Origin of the sequence: Cognatundibacterium luofuense (genome assembly GCF_018139685.1) — a bacterium.
Classification (GTDB): Bacteria; Pseudomonadota; Gammaproteobacteria; order Burkholderiales; family Burkholderiaceae_D; genus Undibacterium; species Undibacterium luofuense.
In genome coordinates, this window is sequence record NZ_JAGSPN010000523.1 from 1 (window position 1) to 301 (window position 301).

The window sequence follows — 301 nt, forward strand, 5'->3', positions numbered from 1 at the left end:
TGCTGCAGTCGACAATTGGCCCCATACCTTGCCCTTCGTCGATATGCATGATTTTGGCGATATGCTGGTGAATGCGGGATTTTCCACTCCGGTGATGGACATGGAAAAGCTGACCCTGACCTATGCCAGTCCACATCAGTTATTGCAGGATGTACGTGCGCTGGGCGGTAATCCGCTGGCAACCCGTGAGCGTGGTTTGTTTGGCCGTCAACGCTACCAGCGCCTGCTGGCATTACTGGAAAAACAACGCGGCGCAGATGGCCGTATTGCGCTCAGCATAGAAGTGGTGTACGGACATGCG

The 301-nt window shown here is 54.8% G+C and carries 1 pseudogene; it reads left to right on the forward strand.

The window, feature by feature from the left end:
* Positions 1 to 301, forward strand: a pseudogene (locus tag KDM89_RS21515) (methyltransferase domain-containing protein); the annotation flags it as partial.